This is a genomic window from Cupriavidus sp. FW305-27 (genome assembly GCF_058787995.1).
The window spans coordinates 1-25959 of sequence record NZ_JBYTAG010000061.1 but is presented as its reverse complement, the minus strand read 5'-3'; the positions used below and the strand labels follow the sequence as shown (position 1 = coordinate 25959).

At 63.7% G+C, this 25959-nt stretch carries 22 protein-coding genes, 1 pseudogene and 1 other annotated feature; of the genes and pseudogenes, 14 read left to right on the top strand and 9 right to left on the bottom strand.

The features are described 5' to 3' along the window. Positions 1 to 111: 111 nt before the first annotated feature. The 7 genes from AC3WRI_RS25240 to AC3WRI_RS25210 all read right to left on the bottom strand — a co-directional run bounded on the left by AC3WRI_RS25240 (position 112) and on the right by AC3WRI_RS25210 (position 9022). Positions 112 to 1065, bottom strand: coding sequence for a tripartite tricarboxylate transporter substrate binding protein (locus tag AC3WRI_RS25240; RefSeq protein WP_011617455.1), 954 nt, complete (start codon positions 1063 to 1065; stop codon positions 112 to 114). A gap of 58 nt (positions 1066 to 1123) precedes the next feature. Next, complete coding sequence (locus tag AC3WRI_RS25235; protein ID WP_011617454.1) at positions 1124 to 2623, bottom strand: aldehyde dehydrogenase family protein; 1500 nt, start codon at positions 2621 to 2623, stop codon at positions 1124 to 1126. 24 nt (positions 2624 to 2647) lie between these two features. After that, complete coding sequence (mmsB, locus tag AC3WRI_RS25230; RefSeq protein WP_011617453.1) at positions 2648 to 3547, bottom strand: 3-hydroxyisobutyrate dehydrogenase; 900 nt, start codon at positions 3545 to 3547, stop codon at positions 2648 to 2650. A gap of 12 nt (positions 3548 to 3559) precedes the next feature. Beyond that, positions 3560 to 4696, bottom strand: a complete 1137-nt coding sequence (locus tag AC3WRI_RS25225; RefSeq protein WP_011617452.1) for a CaiB/BaiF CoA transferase family protein — start codon at positions 4694 to 4696, stop codon at positions 3560 to 3562. After that, positions 4693 to 5946, bottom strand: a complete 1254-nt coding sequence (locus AC3WRI_RS25220) for a CaiB/BaiF CoA transferase family protein (protein ID WP_492294289.1) — start codon at positions 5944 to 5946, stop codon at positions 4693 to 4695. The genes AC3WRI_RS25225 and AC3WRI_RS25220 overlap by 4 nt, the downstream gene beginning before the upstream one ends. A gap of 73 nt (positions 5947 to 6019) precedes the next feature. Further along, positions 6020 to 6856 carry a patatin-like phospholipase family protein gene (locus AC3WRI_RS25215; protein ID WP_011617450.1) on the bottom strand — a complete coding sequence of 279 codons (837 nt, stop codon included), beginning with the start codon at positions 6854 to 6856 and terminating at the stop codon, positions 6020 to 6022. 96 nt (positions 6857 to 6952) lie between these two features. Continuing rightward, positions 6953 to 9022, bottom strand: coding sequence for a flavin-containing monooxygenase (locus AC3WRI_RS25210; protein WP_011617449.1), 2070 nt, complete (start codon positions 9020 to 9022; stop codon positions 6953 to 6955). Positions 9023 to 9386: 364 nt separating this feature from the next. Here AC3WRI_RS25210 and AC3WRI_RS25205 point away from each other — a divergent pair, with 364 nt between their 5' ends. The 11 genes from AC3WRI_RS25205 (at position 9387) to AC3WRI_RS25155 (ending at position 21382) form a co-directional block, all read left to right on the top strand. Continuing rightward, on the top strand, positions 9387 to 10493 hold the full coding sequence (locus AC3WRI_RS25205; protein WP_011617448.1) for a Zn-dependent alcohol dehydrogenase: 1107 nt from the start codon (positions 9387 to 9389) through the stop codon (positions 10491 to 10493). A 55-nt stretch (positions 10494 to 10548) separates the two neighbouring features. After that, the gene (locus tag AC3WRI_RS25200; RefSeq protein WP_011617447.1) at positions 10549 to 11700 is read left to right on the top strand and encodes a 4Fe-4S binding protein; all 1152 of its coding nucleotides are present in this window, start codon (positions 10549 to 10551) and stop codon (positions 11698 to 11700) included. A 20-nt stretch (positions 11701 to 11720) separates the two neighbouring features. Beyond that, positions 11721 to 12917, top strand: coding sequence for a cytochrome P450 (locus AC3WRI_RS25195; RefSeq protein WP_011617446.1), 1197 nt, complete (start codon positions 11721 to 11723; stop codon positions 12915 to 12917). Between the two features lie 40 nt (positions 12918 to 12957). Beyond that, positions 12958 to 13818 (top strand): enoyl-CoA hydratase/isomerase family protein, encoded by an 861-nt coding sequence (locus AC3WRI_RS25190; RefSeq protein ID WP_039016261.1) that lies wholly within the window; start codon positions 12958 to 12960, stop codon positions 13816 to 13818. Between the two features lie 70 nt (positions 13819 to 13888). Further along, positions 13889 to 14749, top strand: coding sequence for an enoyl-CoA hydratase-related protein (locus tag AC3WRI_RS25185; RefSeq protein ID WP_011617444.1), 861 nt, complete (start codon positions 13889 to 13891; stop codon positions 14747 to 14749). After that, positions 14746 to 15939 (top strand): CaiB/BaiF CoA transferase family protein, encoded by a 1194-nt coding sequence (locus AC3WRI_RS25180; protein WP_011617443.1) that lies wholly within the window; start codon positions 14746 to 14748, stop codon positions 15937 to 15939. The genes AC3WRI_RS25185 and AC3WRI_RS25180 overlap by 4 nt, the downstream gene beginning before the upstream one ends. A 2-nt stretch (positions 15940 to 15941) precedes the next feature. Next, entirely contained in the window at positions 15942 to 16187 is a 246-nt protein-coding gene (locus AC3WRI_RS25175) for a ferredoxin (RefSeq protein ID WP_136227872.1), read from the top strand. A 58-nt stretch (positions 16188 to 16245) separates the two neighbouring features. Next, positions 16246 to 17043, top strand: coding sequence for an enoyl-CoA hydratase (locus AC3WRI_RS25170; protein ID WP_041688154.1), 798 nt, complete (start codon positions 16246 to 16248; stop codon positions 17041 to 17043). Positions 17044 to 17101: 58 nt separating this feature from the next. Next, positions 17102 to 18070, top strand: a complete 969-nt coding sequence (locus tag AC3WRI_RS25165) for a LysR family transcriptional regulator (protein WP_011617440.1) — start codon at positions 17102 to 17104, stop codon at positions 18068 to 18070. A gap of 261 nt (positions 18071 to 18331) precedes the next feature. Continuing rightward, positions 18332 to 19936 carry a class I adenylate-forming enzyme family protein gene (locus AC3WRI_RS25160; protein ID WP_041688152.1) on the top strand — a complete coding sequence of 535 codons (1605 nt, stop codon included), beginning with the start codon at positions 18332 to 18334 and terminating at the stop codon, positions 19934 to 19936. A gap of 18 nt (positions 19937 to 19954) precedes the next feature. Further along, positions 19955 to 21382: an aldehyde dehydrogenase family protein gene (locus tag AC3WRI_RS25155; protein ID WP_492294287.1), complete on the top strand. Its 1428-nt coding sequence runs from the start codon at positions 19955 to 19957 to the stop codon at positions 21380 to 21382. A 28-nt stretch (positions 21383 to 21410) separates the two neighbouring features. Here AC3WRI_RS25155 and AC3WRI_RS25150 read toward each other — a convergent pair whose 3' ends face one another. Further along, positions 21411 to 22367, bottom strand: coding sequence for an IS5 family transposase (locus tag AC3WRI_RS25150; RefSeq protein ID WP_492294285.1), 957 nt, complete (start codon positions 22365 to 22367; stop codon positions 21411 to 21413). 189 nt (positions 22368 to 22556) lie between these two features. Between AC3WRI_RS25150 and AC3WRI_RS25145 the strand changes: the two genes are divergently transcribed. Continuing rightward, on the top strand, positions 22557 to 23585 hold the full coding sequence (locus tag AC3WRI_RS25145; RefSeq protein WP_439669208.1) for a zinc-dependent alcohol dehydrogenase family protein: 1029 nt from the start codon (positions 22557 to 22559) through the stop codon (positions 23583 to 23585). 48 nt (positions 23586 to 23633) lie between these two features. Further along, positions 23634 to 24560: an AraC family transcriptional regulator gene (locus tag AC3WRI_RS25140; RefSeq protein ID WP_011617436.1), complete on the top strand. Its 927-nt coding sequence runs from the start codon at positions 23634 to 23636 to the stop codon at positions 24558 to 24560. Positions 24561 to 24603: 43 nt separating this feature from the next. On the opposite strand, the gene AC3WRI_RS25135 is transcribed toward AC3WRI_RS25140, so the two are convergent. Next, entirely contained in the window at positions 24604 to 25365 is a 762-nt protein-coding gene (locus tag AC3WRI_RS25135) for an SDR family NAD(P)-dependent oxidoreductase (protein ID WP_492294283.1), read from the bottom strand. Between the two features lie 156 nt (positions 25366 to 25521). Between AC3WRI_RS25135 and AC3WRI_RS25130 the strand changes: the two are divergent. Then, positions 25522 to 25959, top strand: a pseudogene (locus AC3WRI_RS25130) (transposase); the annotation flags it as partial. Continuing rightward, positions 25800 to 25916: a sequence feature (AL1L pseudoknot), on the top strand. (Overlaps the previous pseudogene by 117 nt.)

Genomic DNA, 25959 nt, shown 5'->3' with positions numbered 1-25959 from the left:
TCGAAATGCTGCTCGATTTCGGGGCCGCACGGCTTGCGCCCAGCGCGGCCCCGAGCCGATGTGCCCGGGGACAGACACGTCAGGCTATTCGCACCAATGCATGTGGCTTCTCTATTCCGGCTTGAGGTCGAGCTGATTGGCAATCTGTTGGTACCGCGTTGTGGTCGCGCCGAGCATATCCCGGAAGGCCTTGGGAGATGCAGGTGAAGGGAGAAATCCCAGCCTTTCTGCAAAGGCCTTGAATTCAGGGTCTCGGAGGACCTTGAGCAATGCGGCGTTCAGTGTATCGACGACGTGCGGATCCATGCCGGCCGGACCAAGTATGCCGATATAGTTGTCCTCTACGTAGCCTGGGATGCCAGATTCAGCAAGCGTCGGTACGTCCGGAAGGAGAGGGTGGCGGTTTTCGCCGGTAACCAAAAGAGCCTTGGCGCGACCCGATCTGATGTTTGGCAGCTCCGCGGCAACGCTGTCAAACATCACGGATACCCTTCCAGAAGTCACATCGATAAAGCCTTCCGGTGCGCCACGGTACGACACGCGCATCAGGTCGAAACCGGCCAGCGCCTTGATTTGCTCGGTCGCAAACATGATGCCCGGCGACGGCGAGGCGTAGCTCAGGCCTTTCTCTTTTCGCGCCATCTGGACAAATTCTCGGCCATTGTTGGCCGGAAGGCCCGGACTACTGACCAGTACAAGAGTCACTCTGACCAGACTGGAAATAGGAGTGAAATCCTTCAACGCATTAAGCTTGTGCGATGAGTACAACATCGGCCCGATAATCAGCGCATTGCCGCCGACAAGCAAGGTACGGCCGTCTGGTGGGCTCTTGGCGACAACGCCAGCGGCAATGTAGCCGTTTGCCCCGGGCCGGTTTTCAACGACAACAGGTTCGCCCAGTACCTGAGAAAGCTTCTGGCCGATTGCCCTGGAAAGCGTGTCGCTGCCTCCGCCCGCGGTATAGGGAACGATGAGGCGACGGGGCGTCGTGCTGTCATTGGCGTGAGACGGCATCGAGACTGTGGTGACCAATGCACAGAACAGCAGCGCGATCGAATTTTTCATGACCGGTGTCTCCTTAATGATTTTCTGAGGCAGAGCGGCGCCTGCGGCGCCGCTGGTGCTATGCGAGATTCACGAGGATGGTCTTCATCTGTGTGAAGTGGTCCAGCATTGCCTCAAGCGATGCCTCCTTGCCCAAGCCGGAATTCTTGTAGCCGCCATACGAGAGGCCAGGCTGGGCTACGAGATTCTGGTTTACCTGGACGAAGCCGGCCTGAAGCCTCAGGCTGGCATCCATCGCCGTCTTCAGATCCCGGGTCCAGACTGACGCCGTCAAGCCGTAGTCTGTGTCGTTGGCCATCGCCAACGCGTCCCTGTAGCTCGAGAATTTCATGACGCAGACGACCGGACCGAAGATCTCTTCGCGCGCCAGCTTACTATCATTGGTCAGGCCGGTGAACATCACAGGGCGGATGAACAGTCCGGCTCCCAGCGCCAGGTCTGCTGGCAATGTCGAGCATTCCACCGCGGTTGTGCCGGGCAGGGATCGTCCCGCTTCGATGTATCCGCACACCTTGTCGTACTGGGCTGGCGAGATGATAGTGCCGATGTCCGTGGCCTCGTCCATCGGATCGCCAATCTTCATGGCATCGACCAGCGCCTTCACCTTGCCGACAAATGCGTCATGCACCGACTCGTGCACGATCATCCGGCTGGAGGCCGAGCAGCTCTGGCCCTGGCGGGTGAACCGCATGCCGGCCACCGCGCCGGCGGCAGCCTGATCCAGGTCAGCGTCGGGCATGACGATCATCGGGCTCTTGCCGCCAAGCTCGAGCGTGACGGGGATCAGCTTGTCGGCCGCTGTCTTGTAGATGATCTTGCCTGTTTCCACGGAGCCGGTGAAAGTGACCTTGTGCACACCGGGATGCGCGACCAGCGGCGCGCCGCATTCAGGGCCATAGCCGGCAACCACGTTGAGGACACCCTTGGGCAGCACCTGGCTCAGGATCTGGCACACGCGCAACACTGCCAGGGGTGCTTCCTCGGCAGATTTCACCACGACAGTGTTACCGGCCACGAGCGAGGGTCCGATTTTCATCGCCAGGATGTACATTGGCGCGTTCCAGGGCAAAATCGCGCCAACGACGCCGAGCGGTTCCCGCACGGTGAGCGTCAGGACATCCGGCCGGTGGGGCACGGTCTCGCCCTTCAGCTCCGGGGCCAGGCCGCCGTAGTACTGCAGCATGTCGGCGATACCTTCCGCTTCGGGACGGCTTTCGGTCCGAATCGCCTTGCCGGTCTCGAGTGTCACAAGCCGTGCCAGCTCCTCGACGTGCGAGGCCAGCAGCCGGGCACATTCAATGACCAGGGCGCCGCGCCTGCGCGCCGGTGTATCGGCCCATTCGCGCTGGGCGCGCTGCGCGGCATGGACGGCGAGATCCACGTCATCGGCAACGCTGAAGGGCGCATCCGCGATCTTGCGGCCGGTGGCGGGATTGATCACGGCGAACGTCCTGCCCGAGCGTGTGGGCGCAAGCTCGCCGTCGATGAAATTGTGCCCACTCAGGGCCAGGGCCAGATCTTCCGCGTTGAGATTGGGATGGAGGGGGTTAGCTGACACAGAGGTCTCCTGGGCTATGCAGCATTAATTGAGAGAAGCGCTGTTTTCGATCAACCTGGCAACTACGGTCCAATCGCGGGCGCCAAGGCCAGATTCGCTTAGCTGCCGGTACAGCTGGATGGCCCTGGCGCCAAACGGTGTCGCGGCGCCAACCTCACTGGCGGCAGACGCGACGAGGGAGAGGTCCTTGAGCATCAGATCCGCCGCAAATCCAGGGACATAATCGCGACTGGCGGGCGAAGACGGCACGGGGCCCGGCACCGGGCAGTTGTGCGAGAGGGTCCAGCACTGGCCGGTAGACTGTGTGATGATGTCGTACATCGTCTGATAGTCCATGCCGAGCTTGCTGCCCAGGATGAAGGCTTCCGAGACGACCGCGCTGCTGACGCAGGCGATCAGGTTGTTGCACAGCTTGGCAATCTGGCCATTGCCGCTGGCCCCGGCATAAAAGATTCTGGCGCCCATCTGGCGCAGGACTGGCTCAGCGCGGTCGAAGGCCGTGCGCGCGCCGCCGACCATGAATGTCAGCCGCGCTTCGCGGGCGCCAGCCTGGCCGCCGGCCACGGGAGCATCCAACATCGCAAAGCCGGCTTGCGCCGCTTCCGCGGCGACAGCACGCGCGGCGGCGGGTCCGATGGTTGAGCTCTCGATCAGCAGGGCTCCCGGCGCGGCGACGTCCAGGACACCGCCTGCGGTGCAGTACAGGTTCTTCACGTCATCGGCATTTCTCACGATGGAAATGACGATCGATGCGCCATCGACAGCCGCTGCCACGCTGCGCTGCGATTGCCCCCCCTGTCCGGCGAAGCCGGCCAGTGCGGCTTCCGAGATATCGAATCCCTGCACGTCGTGGCCCGCACGTACAAGGTTCAGGGCCATGGGCATGCCCATATTGCCAAGACCAATGAATGCAATTCTGCTCATTTCGCTTACCCCTCAGCTATCGGTTGCCGGTTCGCTTGCGCACAGTGCGGTGCGACGCCCGGGGCGGATCGCATCGCGATCGTCCTGTTGAGGGCGAAGCATCCTGGGTGCATCGTTCACGGTGCGCGAGTAGCGCGGAGCCGGGCTGGGCTGCACGACACCATCGATGGTCGTGAATACCCCGCGCGCGCGGGCGTGCGGGTGATCGGGCGCCTCGCTCATCGAAAGGACCGGGGTGACACAGGCATCGGTGGGGTCGAAGATGCGGCACCATTCGTCGCGGCTGCGGGTCTTGAAGATCGTGGAAAGCCTGGCTTTGAGATCCGGCCAGGCTTTCGGGTCCCGCTGGCGGTCGAAGTCCGGGTCGTCGGCCAGACCTAGCCTTTCCCGCAGCAGCGCATAGAACTCGGGCTCAACCGCGCCGATCGCGATGTACTTGCCATCGCTGGTCTCATACGTCTCGTAGAAATGCGTGCCGGTGTCGAGCAGATTGACACCGCGCTCGTCGCGCCACACACCGGCGGAACGCAGCGACCACATCATGCTCATCAGCAACGCGGTGCCGTCGAGCATGGCGCAGTCCACCACCTGACCTTCCCCCGTGGCGCGTGCATGCAGGATGGCGCTGACCATGCCGAACGCAAGCAACATGCCGCCGCCGCCAAAGTCTGCGACCAGGTTGGCGGGTGGCGTTGGCTTGCCGCCCTCGCGCCCGAAGGCGTGCAATGCACCGGCCAGCGCGATGTAGTTGATGTCGTGCCCGGCGCGCTGTGCGAGGGGCCCGTCCTGGCCCCATCCGGTCATGCGCCCGTACACCAGCCGCGGGTTGTCAGCCAGCAAGACCTCAGGGCCAAGCCCGAGTCTTTCCATGACGCCCGGGCGGTAGCCCTCGACAATGCCGTCCGCGTCGCGTGCGAGCGCGCGGGCCTCGCGCACACCTTCGGGCGTCTTGAGGTCAAGGTGCACGACGCGGCGCGAGCGTGCCAGAACGTCCTTGCTCGCATCCATGATGCCTTGCCGCCAGGCCGGTACATGCCGCGCCACGCGGATGACGTCCGCGCCGTTGTCGGCCAGCATCATGCAGGCGAATGGCGCCGGCCCGATTGCGCCGAACTCGATGATCCTGACGCCTTTCAATGGACCGCTCATGCTTGTGCTCCCACCGCGGACTTGCCTGCGGCATCCGCCTCGTCCATGCGGCCGGCGACCACCCGGCTTGCAAAGGCCTGGTTGATCTGCGTTGCCGTCTTGCCCAGGCCCGCGAGGAGTGCGCTGGTGTCCTCCCCGAGCAGGGGCGGCCGGCGGCGGCTGGCCGCTGGCGTCAGCGCCAGGCGGATCGGGGACCGAAGCTGACGCACTCTTCCGAGCAATGGATCGTCATCGTCCGAGTACGTGCCGTTGTGCCGGACCTGCGGATCGGCGAAGAACCCGGCCAGGTCGTTGACGCGCCCAAGCGGGACGCTGTGCTTCTCGGCAAGCTGCTCGACGGTGGCCGTGTCGAGCCGCCGCGCGCTGTGCCGGATTTCATCCCACATCGCCTCACAGTGATCGCGGCGCTCCTTCACACCAGCGAAGCGGGGATCGTCGATCAGGTCCAGGCGGTCAAACATCCGGCAGAGATTCCTGAACTGCTCGTCGGTGAAGATATGGCCCATGACGTGGCCGTCCGACGTCCGGATTGGGAAGTAGGTGTTGGGCAGGGCGCGCGCACCGATACTTGGCGTCTGGAAGTAGTGGTTCACCATCAGATCCGGCAGCATGAAGGCGGCGTAGACGTCCAGCAGCGACACGCAGACCCGCTGGCCCTTGCCGCCGTTGCGCTCGCGGTGGACGAGCGCGGCCAGAATTGCTTGTGCGGCGGTGGCAGCGGTAATCTTGTCGACGACCGAATTGCGGACGGGCTCGGGCTGGTCCTGGCTGCCGATGCCCGGCATGGTCCCGCTCAGCGCCTGCACGACATGATCGTATGCGGGCCGTGCGGCATACGGTCCATCGACGCCGAAGCCATTGATTGACGCATAGATGAGCCTTGCATTGGCCTGGCAAAGGGTCTCATGCCCGAGCCTGAATCCGTCCATCACGCCCGGGCGGAAGTTCTCAATCAGCACATCGGCAGTCAACGCCAGCTCGCGCGCCAGCGCTTGTCCCGAAGGGGACTTGAGGTCGATGCACATGCTTCGCTTGCCACCGTTGAACAGCGCGAATCCAGCCGCGACCCCCTGGTGCTGGGGGTGCCCCTTGCGCATGGGATCGCCACTGATGGGCTCGATCTTGATGACCTCGGCCCCGAGATCGGCCAGCATCTGGCCGGCGAACGGCCCGGCAACCATGGTTGCGAATTCCAGCACGCGCAATCCTGCGCACGGGCCGGGTGCCTTGTCCCCGTTTTCGGTTGTCATATTGTTCCCCGAAGTTTCTGTACACCCAGGCGGTGTTGCGTGAAAGACGCCCGCCGCCGTCGGGTTCCCTACATCAGCACACCCGCCATGCGTCCGGCATTTCACGGACGAGTTGCTTACCCTGCCGTCTCCCTGCCTCGGCGGCCACCTGGCGCCGGCTGGGGTCGAAGTTGTTCTGGCCGATCGCGGCTTCGCTGCTCGCGTCAGGAACAATGAGCACGGCGTCGTCGCGCTTGCCGCAGGCGTCGATCTCGGACTGCACCGTGACGCCGGTTAGGTTGCCCGGCCGGGGCGAGATGACGATGCATTGGCCGAATCTCCGTGCGAGGTGTGCATTGGTCACCGATACGCTGCCGCCGTCCACCCAGCGTTTGCCGCCGGCCGAGATCACGGGCCAGATGCCCGGCGCCGCACCGCTGGCAGCGGCAGCGTGCACCAGGTCGATGCCCGAGTCGCTGGTAAGCAGGTGCAGCTCGCCGCTGTCCACGTCGATGGCGGTGAGCATCAGCCGGTCGGACGGCCAGTCATCGCGGTCGAGCCGGTCGCGCACGACAGCCAGGCGCCGGCGGACCTCAATGGATGAGGCCGCCAGCGCAAACTCGCCGATGCGCCGTCCGGCGCGCGCCGCGTCGCCGGCGCATTCCGTCAGCAATACGGACAGGGTCTGGATGACATCAGAGGACGAGGCGACCGGCACCTCTTGTACGCTCGCAGCAACCTGCCGCGCGTACGCCCACGCAATGCCCCTCGGGTCAAGGAGTGCGCAGCCGGCAAATGCGCCGGCCGATGTCCCGATGACTTCGCTTGCGCCGAGCAGGTCGATGCCGCCGGACGCAAGCCCGTGGAGCACGCCAATCTCCCAGGCGAGGCCGAGGACGCCACCGCCCCCAAGTATCAAACCGCGGTTCATGCTCTAAGTTCCCGTTACCTTGACTGGTTCATAGCCCCGCGCCGGAGGGCTGCCTGCCGGCAAGCATCCGGGCGGCGGGGCGCCGACGGCATTGCATCAGCGCAGGATGAAGGCTTCCTTCATGGGCTCGCGGGTCATGCGCCAGAAGTCCACATGGCGCCATGGCGTCGGGAGGATGGGCCGCCCCTTCTGGTTGGTGTAATAGGTGTGGGCGCGCCGCTCCCAGGCCCAGATCGCCCCCGCCATCTTCTCGTCGAGCTTGCGGTTGTGTTCATCAAACGCTTCCTGGGTCACCTCCAGCGAGCGGGCATCCTCCTCGACCAGTAACTGCAGGCATTCCATCGCGTAGTGGTTGACGACCTCCGCCATGAAGTTGTGCCCGCCAGCATGCCCAGCCCCGGTATGCGGGCCAGAGTTGATGAAGAGATTGGGGAACTTCGGCACCATCCCGCCCAGGTAGGAGGACGGATTGTTGTCGCGCCAGACGTCGGATAGCCGTACCCCGTTGCGTCCCGCCACCTCGATCGGCGACAGCCAGTCGAGGGTCAGCCCGGTCGCGTAGATGATGACGTCGAGCTCGATCAGCTTGCCGTCCACGGTCAGGATGCCGTCCGGCACCACACGCGCCAGCTTGCTGGTCTCGAGGGCCACGTTCGGCTGCGACAGGGCGTAGTAGAAGCCACCGGGGGCAAAGTCATACGGGTCGCGCACGCTTCGCTTGCCCAGCGGTGCGTAGTCCGGCGTCAGCTTCCGGGCCAGTTCGCTTCCCTCGCCAAAACACGAGTTGATGTAGTTGATGCAGAACTGCATCAGGCGGTCGTTGGCTGGAGAGATGGAGACGTGCGTCTTCGCCCATTCTGGGTCTGCGCGAACGATCGGATATCCGACCTTGTCGCTATAGGTCCAGTAAGACTTCAGCCTGTCCCAGTGGAGGAAGTACGGCAGGTACTGGCGCGCCCAGCGCTTGCTTTGCGGAATATCCCCGTCTCCCGCCTGGTTGGGAATGATCCACATCGGCTGGCGCATAAAGACGGTGAGGTGGTCCACTTCCTGCGAGATCTTGCCGATCACCTGCACGCCGGTCGCTCCGGTGCCGATGATGCCGACGCGCTTGCCGCGCAGATCGACGTCATGCTTCCAGCGGTTGGCGTGAATCGATACGCCCTTGAACGTCTCGCGGCCTTGCAGGTCGGGATAGTTCGGGCGGTTGAGGTGGCCGAGGCATGACATGACTGCTGTGGCGCGCACCCGAGATGCCTCGCGCCCCTTCTTGACCACCATCAGTTCCCACTCCTGGTCCTCTTCGATCCACTGGATCTTCAGGATTTCGCTCTCGAGCTCGATGAACTCACTGATGTTGTGCTTCTCGACGATGCCTTCGAGATAGCGCAGGTACTCGGAGCCCACCGGGTAATAGTTGCTCCACGATGGATTGAGTTCGTACGACAGCGAGTAATACGTGGCGGGTGTATCGACCGCGACGCCCGGGTAGTCGTTCGCCGCCCATACGCCACCGACCTTGTTGTTGCTATCGAAGATGCGGTAGCGGAAGCCGCGGTCCTTCGCCTGGATGGCGGCCGCGATGCCACTCATGCCGGCACCGATGATGGCCAGTTCGATACGCTCGGTCGGGCGGCCGCGCTGCGGCAGCACGGGCTGGTTGCGCACAAAGCCTGCCTGTTCGAGCAGCATGTCGCCAAACTCGGCATCGATCGGCTCGCCGGTGACCATCGCTGCCATCTTGAGAAACAGATCGGGCGCCAGATCGTAGCCCGACAGGTATTCGGTCTGTTCGGAGGCGGGCTTGTCCAGCGCGGCAACCGTCAGCTCGATCATCTCTTGCCGGATAGCCCCTGGGATGGTGGCGACCTGGGCGAAGCCCTTCAGCGTTTCGACGACCTTCACGCCAGGCATGAGATCGCCCTTGTCCGGCATCTTCAGTTCAGGCGCGTAGCGGCTGAGCAGCGATGGGTCGCGCGTGATGTGCACGAGCGACGCTAGCAGCAGCGCCGGGTCTACGTCTGCAAGGTATTTGCGAAGGTCAGATTCCGCGATCTGGCGTTGACGCGCAATGTTTGTGAAGACATCTCGGAGTTCGCTCCTGGCTGCAAGCGGGTTGGTCCCGGCTGCGGATGGGATGGCTGCGTTGGAAGGTTCAATATACATAGTGGATTGGCGTTCCGGTTTAGTGGTTTGTTCATGTGGCACGGCCTTGCAGATTGCGGGGACCATGCCGTCCCTGGTCACGTGTCGGAAGTGTAGGAACGGCGCAGTGCCGGACCAACAGGAACCGGTGAAGATGAGAACTTCGCAAAACGCGATATGCAGCGCCAGCGCATGCCGAATGGATCGGCGATCGAGGGTCGTGCTGACGCAGTGCAGCAGTACGAGGCGCGCCTGGACTGGTGATGCAAAGAGGGCAGGAATTGCTCGAATTGAGCAAGTAAGAACTTCGTGAAACGGCGCAATGCGCCCGGACGTCCGCCTCTAAACTTCAAGCGACTGAAGACCGGAAACAAGAGGCGACGCGATGCGAACAAAGGTGCAGGCTGCCGTGATGGTGAAGGCCCGCGAACTCCAGGTGGAGTTGCTGGACCTGGATGAACCGCACGATAACGAAGTGATGGTGGAGATTGCCGCGACAGGCGTGTGCCATTCGGACCTGTCGGTGTACCAAGCAGTGCTGCCGACACCGCTGCCAGTGATACTGGGGCACGAAAGCGCGGGTGTCGTCGTGGGCCTGGGATCTCAGGTGTCGGGCCTGGCGCTCGGCGACCGCGTGGTGCTCAGCCTGCTGGCCCAGTGTGGCAACTGCTTCTATTGCAACCACGGCCAGCCGGTGTTGTGCGAGTCGGGGCAGCCATCGATGCTGCAGGGCACCATGGCAGATGGCACGACGCGATTTACATGGAATGGCGCACCGGTGTTCCAGATGGCCGGTCTGGGAACGCTTGCACAGCGGGTTGTCGTACCGGCTACATCGGTCGTTCCCATCCCGGACTCTCTGCCGCTGGAGCAGGCGGCATTGCTCGGCTGCGGGGTCATGACGGGCTGGGGCGCAGCGGTCAACACGGCCCGGGTCGAAGTCGGCGAAGCGGTGGCCATCCTCGGTTGCGGCGGTGTCGGCCTGCATGCGATCCAGGGCGCGCGTACCAGCGGTGCCAGCATGATCATCGCAATCGATCCCCGTACGGATCGCCTGGAGCTGGCGCGGTCGCTGGGTGCGACCCATCAGCTGCAGCCCGGGACCGGACTGGTGGAAAAGGTACGCGCGCTCACCGGTGGGCGCGGCGTCGAGGTCGCGCTGGAAGTCGCCGGGCGCCAGCAATCCATCGATGACGCCATACGGATGACCCGACGAGGCGGCCGTGCCGTCATTGTCAGTGCGCCGGGTAAGGACGTGGTGGTGAACATCTCCGCGTTCGGCGGGCTGGTGCTCACAGAGAAGACCATCCGCGGCTCCCTCTATGGTTCCGCTCACGTGCGCCGCGACATTGCGCGGCTGGTAGACCTCCACGGGGCGGGCAAGCTGCAACTGGACAACCTCGCGTCAGTCATCTATTCGCTGGACCAGGTCAATGAGGCCATGGCGCATTGCGCCACGGAGGCGGGCGGTCGGGCCATCGTGCGCCCATGAGGTCACGCGCGATGCCTACTCGCCGCGCAGGCGCCGCCAACGAACAGGAGCAACCATGACGCTTCCCACGTCAACATCGATCACGCAGCACCTGATTGATCCGGCCATTTGCATACGCTGTAACAGCTGCGAGGAGTCCTGCCCGGTTGGCGCGATCACACACGACCACAACAACTACGTGGTCGACGTCGAGCGCTGCAACCATTGCCGTGCGTGTCTCCCCCCGTGCCCAACGGGCGCGATCAATCACTGGTACCCGGTGCAGCAGCCGTACACGCTTGCGCAGCAACTTTCGTGGCAGGATCTGCCAACGCCGATGCAAGCGGGCACCGAGACCGATGCCAACGAGAGTCCTGTCCTAGTGCGGGCGCCCGCGTCGGCGAGTGCGCCGGCACTGCACCTGTACAGCCGCGCTGCACCAGCCGTCGCGACGGTGACATTGCGCGAGCGGGCCACGGCACTCGACGCTGACGATGATGTCTGGCACATCGTGCTGGATTTCGGCAACCAGGCGATGCCCATCCTGGAGGGTCAGAGCATTGGCATCCTGCCGCCCGGCCTCGATGCCAATGGGCGCCCGCATATCGAGCGACTGTACTCGGTCGCCAGCGCAAGAACGGGCGAGCGGCGGGGCACCAGCACTGTCGCACTGACGGTGCGGCGCAAGCCGGGCGGCCTGTGTTCGAACTATCTGTGCGGCCTGGTCCCAGGTGAAACGGTGCGGGTCGTCGGCCCGCTGGGCGATACGTTCCTGATGCCCATGGAAGCGTCCGCCAACCTGATCATGGTCTGCACTGGCACAGGCGTCGCGCCTTTTCGGGGCTTCATCCAGCACCGCCTGCGCAGCATGCGCGGCGCCACAGGCAGCCTGATGCTGTTCTTCGGCGGCCGTCGTCCCGTGGAGCTGCCTTACTGCGGTGAGGAAGACGGGTTGCCGGAGGGTTTTGTCGACCACTACTTCTGCTTCTCGCGTCAACCGGACGCGCCCCGCATATATGTGCAGGACGGCATCCGGGCCGCCGGCAAGCGAATCAGGACGCTTCTACAGGACGAACTCACGCACGTGTTCCTGTGTGGCCGCAAAGGCATGGAAGCCGGCGTGGAGGATGCCTTCGCGGGTGTCCTTCGCGGCGACGGCGCATCCGCATGGCCAATGGTCCGGGAACGCCTGTTAGCCAGCGGACGCTATCACGTTGAAACGTACTGACATTTTCCAGGAGATCCCAAGTGACCGACACCAACCAGCACGCACTGCTCCATGACGGCTATGACCTTCTCTCCGACCACTATGTACAGGAGGCGCATGCCCTGTGGCGCGACATCCGTTCCAGCGGCTGTCCGGTGGCGCATAGCGAAAAGTGGGGCGGCTCCTGGCTGCCGACAACATACGACGATATCCACCATGTCGCCCAGAATCCCGCAGTGTTCTCATCGCGGGCCGCGGAAATTGCGGGCGAAGTGCCGCCGCAGGGTTCGGGCCTGGTGCTGCCACCGCTGACCAGCGACCCGCCGGATCACAAGATCCACCGTGACCTGCTCGAGCCCTACTTCACGCCGGCGCGAGTTGCAGCCATCGAGCCGTACGCACAGAGTCTCGCGCGCGACCTGGCGCGACGGGTCGCCGTCAAAGGCGAAGCGGACCTTGGCGAGGACTACTCCAAGCCCTTCGTCTTGTCATTGCTGACACGCTTCCTCGACGTACCCGACGACCGTCAGGAGCGCTTCATGGACTGGGCCATCCGGGTCCTGAAGTACGGGCCCTTCGACCAGGAGTTGCGCAAGGCGGCGTTCGATGAAGCCTTCGCGGATCTTGAGCAATTGCTCAAAGAGCGGGAGCAGGACCCGGGCGAAGACCTCGTCAGCCATATCGCACTGGCCACCATCGACGGCAAGCCGATCTCGCGCAAGCACCGTATCGGTAGTCTGCTGCTGGCCGTCCTTGCGGGCGCCGATACCACGTGGAACGCTCTCAACGCCAGCCTGAACCATCTGGCTGATCACCCTGCCGACCGGGCGACGCTGATCAACGAGCCAGGCCTGTTGAGGACGACTGCGGTGGAGGAGTTGCTTCGCTTCTATGCGCCGCTGTCTATCGCGCGCGTCACCACCGAGGAAGTGGAGTTGAAGGGGCGCTGCATCGGTGCTGGCGAGCGGGTGATTCTGGCTTATCCGGCGGCCAATCGCGACCCGGCGGTATTCGAGAACCCAGACGAAGTGCAGCTTGATCGCAAGCGTAACCGACACCTGACCTTCGGGGTGGGCGTGCACCGATGCCTCGGGTCCCACCTCGCCCGCATGGAAATGCGCGTCGCCATCGAGGAATGGCTCAAGGCGATTCCGAATTTTGAGCGCATATCCGGCGCGGTCAAGTGGTCTGCGGGCAATGCCCGTGGTCCTGAGAACGTGCGTATCCGGGTGGTTTGACGCCTGGATGCCCCAGCGGATACAGAACAAGGAGACGACGTTGAACAGCACAGTGATCCTGGAAAAGGACGGCCCGGTGGCGCGACTGATCCTGAACCGGCCGGAGAAGCACAATGCCCTGCGCTTCGATGAGATGGACGACCTGGTTGCCGCCCTGCGGGATGCCGAGTACGACGATGACATCAAAGTCATCATCCTGAAGGGGAACGGGCCCTCATTCTGCGCAGGCCACGACTACAACGATGCCGTCAAGTCGTACGGGCTGGAGCTAACCCCGGACGGCGGCAAGCCGCGGCGCCCCAACCAAAGAACGCGCTTGCAGCGGGACCGACGCCTGGGCATGAGCTACATGGCGTTCCAGAATTCGGCCAAGCCGGTTATCGCACAGGTCCATGGCCATTGCACCGGCGTGGGCATCTACCTGGTGGAGCTGGTGGATCTGGCGATTGCCGCGGACGATGCCTGCTTCAGCCATGCGGAACAGCGCTTTGGTCTCGCCGGCAATACCTGGCACATGAACTCGCAGATCCTGATGTATGGCGCCAAGGTTGCCCGGGAACTCATGCTACTGGGCGAGCGCTTCAATGGCAGCGAGGCTTGCCGGCTCGGTCTGGTCAATCGCGCGGTGCCGTTGGCTGAACTGGAGACTACCGTTGAGAACTGGGCCGGACGTATCGCCAAGCACCCGCGCGACGCCCTGGTGACGGGCAAGGCCATGCACCAGATGGCGCTGGAAAGCCTGGGCTGCGCGGCCCAGTTCACACGTGGCTTTGTCGGCCACACGCTCGGTACGAACCTGAGGTTCGAGAGCGACGAGTTCAACTTCCTGCGCGAGCGCAGGGAGTCTGGCACAACCGCGACTTTCAAGCTGCGCGACATGAACCATCGGGATGCCGACTGAGGCGAGGCCCGGCCGGCAACGACGCTGCCCACCTGCGCGTCAATGCCCATCACCCTGATAAGGAGACGGCGTGGAACTGCATGTCACCCAACTGAGCGTCGACAACGGCGTCGGCCTGGTTCGGCTCAGCCGCCCCGGGCGCGGAAATTCCTGGACTACGCGCATGAATGCCGAGTATCGTTGGCTGATGTCATGCCTGGACGACGACCCGCGCGTGCGTGTGATTGTTGTCACCGGCGCCGGCCAGCAGTTTTGCGTCGGCGCTGACACGAAGGCGCTGGACCATTACCGTGAGTCCGATCAGGACTATCTCGAAAGCTTCAGGAATGACGTGATGGCAACGCCGGGTCACGGCGTACGCCCGGAGTACGAGCACGAGCTGATCTGGCATTGGGGCCTGCAAAAGCCCGTCATTGCCGCCATCAACGGGGCCTGCGCCGGCATCGCCGTCGCGCTGGCCGCTTACTGCGACCTTCGCTATGCCGCGGCAGGCGCCAAGCTCACGACCTCAACGCCACGGCTAGGGCTGCCTGCCGAATTCGGGCTGTCCTGGATCATGCCGCGTATCGTGGGCCTGACCCACAGTGCCGACATTCTGCTGTCAGGGCGCGTGTTCCTGGCGGAAGAGGCGCGCGCCATGGGGTTCCTCAACGGCGTGATGCCGCGTGAAACCCTTGAGGAGGAAGTTCTCCGGATCGCGCGCGGCCTGGCGGACTCGACATCGCCGGTGGCCGTGAAAACGGCCAAGCGTCAACTCTACGCCGACCTCATGCGGCACGACGCGGGCGCCGCGATCGAGGATTCCCGGGAACTGATGGGGCAGTTGATGAAACAGCCGGATTTCAGTGAAGCCATGCGGGCCATGAAGGACAAGCGGCCGCCGGCCTTCAGCCCGCTGCCCGGCACGGCCATGGGGAGTACCGCGTCATGAGTGCCTCCAATCGGCAGGGCCCGCTCGAGCGTTTTCGTGTACTCGACCTCACCCGCCTGCGAGCGGGCCCGACGGCGGTACGGCAGCTGGCGGACTGGGGAGCGGATGTCATCAAGATTGAAAGCCCGCAGGCGCTTGACGTCAGCGACGGCTGGATCGGGGACCGCCTCGGCTCGGATTTCCAGAACCTGCATCGCAACAAGCGCAGCATCACGCTCAACCTCAAGGATCCGGAAGGCGTGCGGATCCTCCAGCGGCTGGTCGAGGCCGCTGACGTGCTGGTGGAGAATTTCCGGCCAGGCGTGAAGACCCGGCTTGGGGTGGACTATGAAACCTTGCAGCGCAGCAATCCCGGGCTCGTCTACGCCAGCATCTCGGGCTTCGGGCAGGACGGCCCGTATGCCGACCGGCCAGGCTACGACCAGATTGTGCAGGGCATGGGCGGGCTGATGGCGATCACCGGCGAAAAGGGGCAACCGCCGTTGCGGACCGGGATCTCGCTGGCGGATACCGGTGTCGGCCTGTACGCGGCGCTCGGCATCATGACGGCCCTGCTCGAGCGTGAAGTGTCGGGCCGTGGGCAATGGGTGCAGACCTCCCTGTTGCAGGGCATGATCGCGCTGACCGACTACCAGGCGGCACGATGGCTGATGGACGGCGAGGTGCCGGAACCGGCAGGCAACGATCATCCCACTGCGACGCCAACCGGCGTGTTCCCGACCGCCGATGGCCATATCAACATTGCCACGGCAGGCGAGGAGATGTGGCGGCGCTTGTGCAATGCGATCGGGGCGCCGGAGCTGCTCGGGCGGGTCGAGTATGCCAGCAACGAACTGCGCACAAAGAACCGGGAGGCGTTGAAAGGCGAGCTTGCGCAATACACGAGGCGCAAGACAAGTTCCGAATGGATCCGGGCCTTCGAGCAGGCGAGCGTTGCCTGTGGCCCCATTTACCGGATGGACGAGGTATTCGAGGACCGGCAAACGCAGCATCTGGGCATGGCCATATCCCTGCGGCATCCGGAGCTTCAGGAGATAAAGGTCGTGGCGCAGCCGTACACGTTGTCGCGCACGCCAAGCCAGATGCGCACGGCAACGCCCGGGCGAGGCGAGCATACCGAAGCGGTGTTGATGGAACTGGGATATAGCGCGGAACAGATCTCGGACCTGCGCGAGCGTCACGTGGTGTGATCGTGGGCGAGCGCGCCAACCTGACCACAGACTACGGAGTGAGCATGAAAATTCGAATTGAATCGGCACGATGCAAAGGGCATCAGAACTGCATCCGGGCGGCGCCGGAACTGTTCATCGTTGGGGAGGACGGCTATGCGCGCGTCAGGGGAAGTGGCGATGTGCCGCCGGCCCTGAAGGAGGAGGTGCTGCTTGCCTGGGCAAACTGCCCTGAGTTCGCCATCGAGGTCGAGGACGACGAGCAATGACCCGGCCTTGATGCGGATACCTGGCGCGACTGGCGCTTTGTAACGAAAACCGGACCATATGATGGAGAACAGCAGGGGACACCTGATTCTCGAGCGCGACGGTGCGACGGGGCGGATTGTGTTCAGCAATATCGCCCGTCGCAACGCAGGCACGGACTCGATGTGGCGCGACGTGGCGCCGGCCCTGGATTCGCTCGCTGGTGACCCGGATATCCGGGTCATTCTGATCGAGGGCGACGGCGGACGCGACTTCATGTCCGGCGCCGACATCGCCGAGTTCAACAGCCGCTTGTCGCAGGCCGATGCCGTGCGCACGGTCGAGCGCAGTGCGCTGCAGGCTTACCGGGCAGTCTGGGACTGTGCCAAGCCGACCGTGGCCGTGATCCGTGGCTACTGCCTCGGCGGGGGACTGGCGCTGGCGAGTTGTTGCGATCTTCGGATCGCATCGGAAACGGCGCGGTTTGGCATTCCTGCTGTAAAGCTGGGAGTTGGCTATCCGGGTGACAGTATGGCGAAGATCCGTTCGCTCGTCGGGCCGGCGTTCATGAAGGAAATCCTCCTGACCGGACGCCAGTTCTCTGCTTCGGAAGCGCTGCGCATTGGACTTGTCAATACGGTCGTGCCCGATGGGGACCTGGCTGCGGAAGCCAGGAGCGTGGCCGCCGCCATTGCCGCCGCAGCACCCCTGACTGTCCGGGCAATCAAGCTGATAGACCGTGATCTGGACAGGTCATCCGCGGACTGGAATACTGAGCGTTGGGACGAATCTATTGCTGCCTGCTTCGCGAGCGAGGACTTTGTCGAAGGTTGCAAGGCATTCGCCGAGCGGCGCGCGCCGCAATTCAAGGGAAGCTGATTGGCCTGGATGTCGTGCGCGCAGTGCAGTGCAGTAGTGGGCGCAGGAGCAAAGGTTAGTGGATAAGTTCGCGGCTATTCAATCCTTCGTCGCCGTTGCGCAAAGGGGAGGCTTCTCGGCGGCCGCTCGCCAGCTCGGCGTGACGGCGTCCATTCTGACCCGGCGGATCGCAAGCCTGGAGCAGGAATTGCGCGTGCCGCTGCTCGTGCGCAATACCCGAAAGCTTGCTTTGACGCCGGCGGGCGAGGCGTATTTTGTGCGCTGCCGCGAAATCCTTTCCTCCATGGAGGAGGCGGAACAGGAGCTGGAACGCGCCTGCGATGATCCGGTCGGCCGGCTGCATGTCCAGCTGCCGCTGATCGTGGCGCGGCTGCACGTGGTGCCACGCCTCAGTGAGTTCGTTGAGCAGTATCCGGGAATCAATCTCAAGATCACGCAAGCCGACGGCTTGCAGCACGACCTGATCGGACGCGGCCTGGACATTGCCGTCTGGGGCGGCGATTTGCCCGACTCGCGGCTCGTCGCGCGCCCGCTGACACGGAACCTGCGCGTCACCTGCGCGACGCCGGAGTATCTTGACCGCTACGGCCGACCCGAACGCATCGAGGACCTGGCATCGCACAACTGCCTGACTGCGGACCTCTTTCATGGCGGGCGCTCGTGGCTCTTTCAGACGCCGGAGGGAGAACGCCTGGCGCCCGTGAAAGGCAACCTGGCGTTCGACAACAGCGACAACTACCGGGAAGCGGTTCTTGCCGGGTTGGGGCTGGGCCAGGGCCCATCGATCCTGTTCGATGTTGACGTCAGAGTCGGGCGCCTTGAACAGGTCCTGACCGGGTACGTCGCGCGCGGGCAGACCCTGTACGCGGTCTACCCGCCAGCACAGGGCCGGAACGCCAAAGTGAAGGCGTTCGTCGAGTTCCTGTCCCGCGTACTTCCCGTGGGCTGGAGTGGCATGACCGTGAGCCAGCCGCGCCTGGACGAAGCCGCGCAGGCGCTGGCAGGCAGGCGCGCGCAACGTCTGTAGGGCGCGATTCCCGGTCGGCGAAATCACGTCGCCCAATCCGGTACGCGCTGCATCTCTCGCCTGGCGAAGTACTCTTGTTCGCTCCGCTGTGTTGATCGCCGCCAGCGCACGGGGTCTACTACTACCCATGCGATGTGCGATCAGCATCGGGGTATCCCGGTCAATGGTCGGTACCGCGTGGGGCCATGGCCTCGACCCCGGATGTCGAGGCCTGGTGGCTGGACTCCCGTCAACGTAGTCGTCTGCATTGGTACCACTCCTATGATCACCCCACGACGCTGGTCTCGCGAGGTCGCGAGAGCAAGAGTTGAGAACTACTCAACACTGGTCTATACATATCGTCCGACGTCACTGGCCGAGTTTCTGCTCGACGCGCGCCGCTGGGCAGACCGTCCGTTCATTGTGCAAGGTGAACTGCGCCTGAGCACCCGGGAATTCGAATGCGCCGTACGGCGCGTCGCCGGCTTCCTGGCCGCGCAGGGGATTGGCCGCAGGACGAGCGTGATGTTGCTGGGCCATAACAGCCTGGAGTGGCTGCTTGTGTTCTGGGCGGTGCAATGTCTTGGCGGCGTGACAGTCCTTGGTAATGCAATGTGGGGCAATGCACAGGCGCAAGCTTGCGCGGAGCTGGCTGAACCGACGCTGCTCATTACGGACAGGGCGACGGCGTCGCCCCGGGGGCCGTGGTTGACCACTTCCTTCGATGAGATTGGCGCGGCCTTGCGCAACACGACTGCGGCGTTTCCATGCCCGGAGCCTGCGCCTGACATGGAGGACGAGACCGCCGTTATCATGTTCAGCTCCGGCACCACGGGCGATGCCAAGGCGGTGGTGATCTCGCACCGGTCATTCATCGCCAATATCCAGAATCTTCTGGTCCTGACCGGGCGCCTGCCTGACGAACTCGCGCCCGAGGCGTCGGGGACCATCAGCCTGCTGACCATGCCGCTGTTCCACATGGGAGGCATCCAGATCGCCACGACCACCCTGCTGACCGGCGGGACCCTGGTGATGCTGGAGGGACGCTTCGATCCGGTGACGGTGCTGAGGCTCATCGAGCAGGAAAGGGTGCGCGTCTGGGGCAGTGTGCCCACGATGGTTTCGCGCGTGGTGGAGCACGAACTGTTCGGCAACTTCGATACCACCAGCCTGAGGTCGATCCCGATGGGTGGCGCGGCTCTGTCCGACGATCTTCGCGCCAGGATCCAGAAGGCGTTCCCGTCCATGCAAAAGCGGGTGGGCAGCCTGTATGGGATGACGGAGGCTGGCGGTGTCCTGGCGGCAGGATCGAGCGCAGAGATCGAAGGCCGGCCCAAAGGGTGTGTTGGCAGGCTGCTACCCCTGGCCGAGGTGAGGATCGACGCCCCTGACGACGCGGGGGTAGGGGAGATCATGGTGCGCACCGCCACGATGACCCGGGGCTACCTTCGCAACCCTGAGCCGATGACCGGTCCGGACGGATGGTTTGCCACGGGCGACCGCGGCTGGCTCGATGCCGAGGGCTACCTGTACCTGGTTGGCCGTTCCAAAGACATCATCATCCGTGCAGGGGAGAACATCGCATGCGCGCAAGTCGAGCAATGTCTGCTTCAACACGGCGATGTGGTCGAAGCAGCGGTCGTGCCACTGCCGCACGCCGACCTTGGCGAGGAAGTCGGCGCCGTTGTTGTCTTAAGGCCGGGTACCACCGTTACGCCTGAGCGCCTGCGCGCCCATGCTGCCGCGCTGCTCGGGCGGCATGAAGTGCCCTCCCGCTGGTGGCTGCGCGCCGAGGCACTGCCAACGAATGCTGCCGGCAAGGTCGCCAAGCGAGAAGTCCTGGCTCAGTGGCGGCAGGCGGGGTCGGATCTTCCGCATGCTGATTGAGCGACGTGAGACTGTTACATGATCGAACGCACCACTCTCTATATTGGAGGACATTGGCTGACGCCGTCCTCTGCCGGGACACTGCAGGTGACAGACTCGAACACGGGCGACCTCTTTGCCACCATCCCTGCCGGCTCCGAGGCGGACGTGAATGCGGCCGTCAGTGCAGCGCGTGCGGCTTTCCCCGGATGGTCTCAGACCTCGTCAGCCGATCGTGCGAAGGTCCTGCAAAAGGTATCCGATGGCCTGCTGAAACGCGGTGACGCGTTGACGCGGCTGATTGCCACAGAGGTCGGTACGCCGCTGCGGGCCTGCTCACTGGTCCAGGTCGCCGCGCCCGCGAATTCCTGGGCGTACTACGCGAGACTGGCACAGCAGTTTGACTATGAAGCGCGCGTTGGCAACTCAATGGTTGTGCGCGAACCCGTGGGGGTGGTCGCCGCCATCACGCCCTGGAACTATCCGCTGCACCAGATCACGCAGAAGATCGCGCCGGCGCTTGCCAGTGGGTGCACGGTTGTCCTGAAGCCGTCTGAAATCGCTCCACTCAATGCCTTCGTTCTTGCCGAGGTCATTCATGAGGCCGGCCTGCCGCCGGGAGTATTCAATCTGGTGACGGGTCTCGGTCCGTTGGTCGGTGAGGCACTGGCAGCGCACCCAGAGGTGGACATGGTCTCGTTTACCGGGTCAACGCGCGCCGGCAAGCAGGTTAGCAGGATCGGCTCGGAGACGATCAAGCGCATCTCGCTGGAGTTGGGCGGAAAGAGCGCATCGATTGTGCTTGACGACGCCGACCTCGCGAAGGCCGTCCAAGCCACCGTTTCACACTGCTATCTGAACTCAGGCCAGACCTGTGCAGCATGGACTCGCATGCTGGTGCCTAGAGACCGCCTGGACCACGCACGCGAATTGGCGCGCCAGGCAGCCGATTCGTTTGTCGTAGGAAGTGCCTTTGCCGAAGGCGTAAAGCTGGGTCCGCTGGCGTCGGCAGCGCATCGGGACCGGGTGCTCAGCTACATTCGCCTCGGCCTCGAAGAAGGCGCCGAACTCGTGACCGGTGGACCCGAGGCCCCGGCCGGCACCGGTGACGGGTATTTCGTCCGGCCCACGGTGTTCGTCGCGGATCCTCGGAGCACGGTTGCACGGGAAGAGATCTTCGGCCCCGTACTTACGATCATTCCTTATGACTCCGAGGCCGAGGCCGTGAATATCGCCAATGACACGATATATGGACTGTCGGGCGCTGTCTGGGCCGGAACGGATGATCGTGCTCTCGGTGTCGCGCGGCAATTGCGCACGGGCCAGGTCGACATCAACGGCGGCCGCTGGAACCCCCTGGCTCCGTTCGGCGGATATAAGCAATCCGGACAAGGTCGCGAGAACGGAATTTACGGATTGGAAGAATTTCTTGAGTACAAGGGGCGTTGTTGCACAAATCGATGTTGAAAACAAAGGCCCCCCTTTGCTGCTGAATTCAGGCGATGCGAACGGATTGCGGACGAGCGAGGTCCACCATGCGGTTGAGCACGCCCGCGCGGATGGACACCTCCGTGGCCTGGGACCCGACTTCGCGTGCCCACATGCTGCGTCCCGTCAGCGTTTTGAGGCGGCACATCAGGGTCTCGGCCAGCGAGCGCCGGTGATAGCCACTGGAGGCTTTCCATTCGCTTCGGCTGGTTTTCCCGATGACATCAATCACCCCGTTTCGCCAGGCCGCTCCCGGCGTTCTTTCAGGCCACGGCTGTGCTCCGTCACGCGGCGGAATCGATGGCTGGGCACCTCGCGCGGCAATTGCGGCGTGGCACGGCTTGCTATCGTAGGCGCCATCCCCACCGATGGTGTCAATCGGCGCGTCAGCCGGAATCTGGTCGAGCAGATCTGGCAACACTTCGCCGTCGCCCACGTCCTGGTGGGTCATCAGTGTGGCGCAGACCCAGCCCGTGTTCGCGTCCATCGCGAGGTGAACTTTGCGCCAGGTGCGTCGTTTGGAATAGCCGTGCTTGCGCACTTTCCATTCTCCCTCGCCGAATACCTTCAGACCCGTGCTGTCCACGACAAGGTGAAGCGGCCCATCAGCACGGACGGCGGGCAATCGGACTTCCAGATTCTGCGCTCGTCGGCTCACCGTCGAGTAGTTGGGCACTGGCAAATTGGCAAAGGCAAGCTTGTTCAAGCTGCCAGCGAAGCCCTGCAATGCGCGCAATGGCAGCCTGAACACCTGCTTGAGTTCAAGCAGCATCTGAATGACGGCATCCGCATAGACCAGCGGATGGCCTCGCTTGCGCACTCCGGCCTCTGGCACAGCCTGCAGCAGATCCTGATCCATCCACACCGTGACATCTCCTCTGGCGATCAGCCCGGCGTTGTACTGCGGCCAGTTTCTGACGCGGTAGATCGCTTTGGGCTTGGTTTGCTGCTTGTCCTTGCGCATCGTCCGGGCAAAAGGCAGGACGGTACGCCGCTTCGTCAAAAGTTAACAGCGCCCCCGTCCCAGCCGTTGCGCGTAAACGTCAGCCGCGCCGCCCACGGGATTTGTGCAACAACGCCAGTACAAGGCAATCCAGCTACGTGCCTGATGCGCAGCCGGCTGGACGCCCGGGATCTTTACAGGACCATAGACATGGCCACAGCGATACGCCTGGGACGGCCCGCCGGCATCGATCAACTGGTGCCATTCGATGAGGAGCCGGGTCGTCCGGGACCCGGGGAGGTGCTGGTGCGGGTGCGCGGCAGCTCGCTGAACTTCCACGACTACCTCGTGGTGACGGGCCGCATGCCGACTGCCGAGGGCCGTATCCCCTTGTCCGACGGCGCGGGCGAAGTTGTTGAGGTAGGGCCGCCACACGGGGATGAGGCGGATCCGTCCATGGCATGGCGCGTGGGCGATTCGGTGCTGGGGACGTTCTTTCGTCACTGGCGCGAAGGGGCACCCGCCCAGTGGAAGCATGGCGCCGTTGCCGGGGAACACGTCGACGGGTACGCGCGCCAGTTTGCCGTGGTGCCGGCGGCCGCCCTGACGCGCGTGCCGCTTGGCCTCTCGCTGGCGGCAGCCGCAACCCTGCCCTGCGCCGGCCTGACCGCGTGGCGCGCACTTGGATGCTGTGGCGGCATCGGTCCTGGCGATGTGGTGCTTGTCCAGGGCACGGGCGGGGTGTCGGTGTTCGCGCTGCAGTTCGCCAAGACGAGGGGGGCAGCGGTGATTGCGACCTCATCCTCCGAGGGCAAGCTGGAGCGTCTTCGCGCGCTCGGGGCGGACCACGTGATCCACTACAAGGCGGAGCCGGACTGGGGGCGCGCGGCCAGGCAATGGACGGGCGGCCGGGGCGTCGATCACATTGTCGACATCGGCGGCGCCGACCTGCTTAACCAGTCGATCGAGGCCTGCCGGACCGGCGGCAGCATTGCGCTCGTGGGCTTGCTCGCAGGCACGGCCGGCCGTGTCGACACGGGGCGGATCATGGCGCGGCAACTCCGGCTGCAGGGGGTTGTGGTCGGCAGCCGCACGGATCAGCTGGAGATGATCCGTGCGATCGAGGCGGCTGGAGTGCACCCAGTGATCGATTCCAGTTTTCCCCTGGAAGCACTGCCTGCCGCGTTCCGGCACCAGGAAGCCGGTCGCCATTTCGGCAAGATCGTTGTCGAAATCTAGCTGAGAACAAAACCCGTACCGCGCTGGCCTCCGCGCCACCCATGCACCATGAATGAGGACCCACTCACTGACATTCTCACCCTGGCCAGCGCGCAGTGCGTCGACGTCGGGAGCCTGGCTGCGGGAGGATCGTGGGCATTGCGATTCCCTCCGCCCGGGCAGCTCAAGTTTATGGTTGTCGTGAAGGGTGCCTGCTGGCTGACCATCGAAGGGATGACCGCGCCGCGCGAGGTGACGAGAGGCGACGTGTTCGTGCTGCCAGCCGACCTGGCTTTCGTGCTGGCGAGCGACTTGCAGACAGCGTCCGTCGATGGCCGTGAGCTTTTCTCTGGTGCATTAGAAAGCAAGGTGACACTCGGCCATGGTCTAGATTTCTTCGCCGTTGGTGCTCACATTGCCTTGGACCGCGAGCGTGGCAAGCTGCTCTCGGAGGTGTTGCCACCATACCTTCATATCGGCGGAAATTCGGCCGAGGCTGCGGTCGTGCAATGGCTCTTGAATCAACTTGTTCAGGAGCTTGTCTCTGAGCGACCAGGGGTTGCGCTGGCAACCAGGCAGCTTGCGCAACTGCTGTGTGTTCAGGCCATCCGGTCATATCTCGATGCTTCCGGGCCTTGTGTGGCGGGATGGGTCAAGGCACTCAGCGACGAGCGCCTCGCTCCGGCGTTGCGCCTGATGCACCGCGAGCCTGGCCGGGCATGGGAGCTTGGCCAACTGGCGAAGGAAGTTGCCATGTCACGCTCCAGCTTCGCCATTCGCTTCAAGGCTGGTGCGGGCATCCCGCCCCTGACTTACCTGCAGAACCTGCGCATGTGCCTTGCCGAATATGAATTGCGCGAGGGCGTCATGCCCATATCGGAACTTGGCCGTTCGCTGGGCTATTCATCTGAAAGCGCGTTCAGCAGCGCCTTCAAGCGTTCCTCAGGCATGGCCCCCGGGCGCTACCGGTGCCTCTTCGCGAAGGCAAGCCGGTAGCGATCAGGCAGCGGGCGGGGTCCCCGTGCTTAGCGCGGAAGCCTCAAACTTGTCTCAATCCGCCGTCGACAAACAACTCGACGCCGTTCACATAGCTTGATGCATCGCTGGCGAGGAAAACCGCGACCTTGCCGATTTCGCGAGCATCACCGATGCGGCCCGCTGGGCTTCGTTGCGCGATGGATTGAACGATGGCGTCCGCCATGTCGGCGCCTGCCGCTTTGATAAGCGCTCTGCGCAGGGAAGGCGTGTCTACTGCCCCCGGGCTCAGAATGTTGATCCGGACGCCGGTGTCTTTGGCATCCTGGATCAGGGACCGGACCATGCCGTGGAATGCGGCTTTGATCGCGCCATAGATGCTCATGCCAGCGGGTGGGGCGACTGAAGCGGTCGACCCGATAAGAATGATGCTGCCGTCGCTCTCCAGCAGCGGCATCGCAGACTGGATGGTGAAGAGCACGCCCTTGAGATTGACGCCGACCATCTTGTCGAACTGTTCTTCTGTAATCTTGCCCAGCGGCGCATGCTCGTCAGCGACGGCGTTGGCGATGACGGCATCCAATCTCCCGTGATCGGCTTTGACTCGCTTCAGCAGCGCGTCCATCTCGGCAATGCTGGAAGCATCCGCCTTGGCACCGAAGCTGCGCGGGCCGATTTCCCTGACGGCTTCGTCGAGTGGCTCCTGTTGAAGCGCAGTCACAACAACTTTAGCGCCTTCCGCAACGAATTCCTTGGCGATTGCCAGACCGATTCCTGTTGTGCCGCCCGTGATCACGGCGACTTTTCCTTCAAGGGAATTACTCATGTCATCTCCAATTGGATTGATTAAACGTCCTCTTGCAGAAAGATACTTCCATCGAGCTGTGCATGGAATGCTTGGGATTCTATAAAACCTGCGAGAGCGTCCAAGATGAACCGCCCCGGATTTTGAGGAGGCTCCAATCGTTGAGAGAATGGAGCCATGAGGAAGTCAGTGAAGTTTTCCCCCGAGGTCCGCGAGCGCGCCGTGCGCATGGTGTTCGAGCATCGTGGCGAGCACGAATCGCAGTGGGCTGCCGTGGTGTCGATCGCAGCAAAGATCGGCAGTACTCCGCAGACCTTGTTGAATTGGGTTCGCCAGCATGAGCGTGACAGCGGCCAGCGCGCGGGCACAACCACGGCAGAAGCCCAACGCATCAAGGATTTGGAGCGCGAGGTTCGCGAACTGCGCAAGGCCAACGAGATCCTGAAGCTGGCCAGTGCGTTTTTCGCCCAGGCGGAGCTCGACCGCCGATTCAAGTCTTGAGGGACTTCATCGACGAGTACCGAGGCACCCTCGGGGCCGAGCCGATCTGCAGGGTGCTGCAGATCGCCCCGTCGGGCTATCGCCGCTACGCGGCCAGCAAGCGCGATCCGGCAT

Bases quoted from the DNA above. Each gene is read 5' to 3' on its own strand.
- mmsB (WP_011617453.1), bottom strand. From the start codon at position 3,547: ATGAGCAGAATTGCATTCATTGGTCTTGGCAATATGGGCATGCCCATG.
- AC3WRI_RS25140 (WP_011617436.1), top strand. From the start codon at position 23,634: ATGAATGAGGACCCACTCACTGACATTCTCACCCTGGCCAGCGCGCAG.
- AC3WRI_RS25155 (WP_492294287.1), top strand. From the start codon at position 19,955: ATGATCGAACGCACCACTCTCTATATTGGAGGACATTGGCTGACGCCG.
- AC3WRI_RS25135 (WP_492294283.1), bottom strand. From the start codon at position 25,365: ATGAGTAATTCCCTTGAAGGAAAAGTCGCCGTGATCACGGGCGGCACA.
- AC3WRI_RS25200 (WP_011617447.1), top strand. From the start codon at position 10,549: ATGACGCTTCCCACGTCAACATCGATCACGCAGCACCTGATTGATCCG.
- AC3WRI_RS25170 (WP_041688154.1), top strand. From the start codon at position 16,246: ATGATGGAGAACAGCAGGGGACACCTGATTCTCGAGCGCGACGGTGCG.
- AC3WRI_RS25160 (WP_041688152.1), top strand. From the start codon at position 18,332: ATGATCACCCCACGACGCTGGTCTCGCGAGGTCGCGAGAGCAAGAGTT.
- AC3WRI_RS25240 (WP_011617455.1), bottom strand. From the start codon at position 1,065: ATGAAAAATTCGATCGCGCTGCTGTTCTGTGCATTGGTCACCACAGTC.
- AC3WRI_RS25220 (WP_492294289.1), bottom strand. From the start codon at position 5,946: ATGACAACCGAAAACGGGGACAAGGCACCCGGCCCGTGCGCAGGATTG.
- AC3WRI_RS25145 (WP_439669208.1), top strand. From the start codon at position 22,557: ATGGCCACAGCGATACGCCTGGGACGGCCCGCCGGCATCGATCAACTG.
- AC3WRI_RS25210 (WP_011617449.1), bottom strand. From the start codon at position 9,022: ATGTATATTGAACCTTCCAACGCAGCCATCCCATCCGCAGCCGGGACC.
- AC3WRI_RS25150 (WP_492294285.1), bottom strand. From the start codon at position 22,367: ATGCGCAAGGACAAGCAGCAAACCAAGCCCAAAGCGATCTACCGCGTC.
- AC3WRI_RS25205 (WP_011617448.1), top strand. From the start codon at position 9,387: ATGCGAACAAAGGTGCAGGCTGCCGTGATGGTGAAGGCCCGCGAACTC.
- AC3WRI_RS25225 (WP_011617452.1), bottom strand. From the start codon at position 4,696: ATGAGCGGTCCATTGAAAGGCGTCAGGATCATCGAGTTCGGCGCAATC.
- AC3WRI_RS25215 (WP_011617450.1), bottom strand. From the start codon at position 6,856: ATGAACCGCGGTTTGATACTTGGGGGCGGTGGCGTCCTCGGCCTCGCC.
- AC3WRI_RS25180 (WP_011617443.1), top strand. From the start codon at position 14,746: ATGAGTGCCTCCAATCGGCAGGGCCCGCTCGAGCGTTTTCGTGTACTC.